At 64.6% G+C, this 263-nt stretch carries 1 protein-coding gene; it reads left to right on the top strand.

The annotated features are described in order from the left end of the window. On the top strand, positions 1-263 hold a 263-nt coding region (locus SB764_RS41470; protein ID WP_410866964.1), incomplete at both ends, for a CDP-alcohol phosphatidyltransferase family protein.

Raw genomic sequence — 263 nt, 5'->3', positions numbered from 1 at the left:
CTGCACTCTTCTGCGGCTTCTTCGCCGTGGTGCAGGCGATGAACGTGCGCTTCGAGATCGCGGCGATCGCGATCTTCGTGGCGATGGTGCTCGACGGGATGGACGGCCGCGTCGCCCGAATGACGCATACCCAGAGCGCATTCGGCGAACAGTTCGACAGCCTGTCGGACATGGTGTCGTTCGGCGTGGCGCCGGCGCTGGTGATGTACGAGTGGATCCTGAAGGATCTCGGCCGCTGGGGCTGGCTCGCGGCGTTCGTTTAC

This window comes from Paraburkholderia sp. SIMBA_027 (genome assembly GCF_046535315.1).
In the GTDB taxonomy this organism is placed as follows: Bacteria; Pseudomonadota; Gammaproteobacteria; order Burkholderiales; family Burkholderiaceae; genus Paraburkholderia; species Paraburkholderia tropica.
This window is presented reverse-complemented; position numbering and strand designations above follow the sequence as displayed.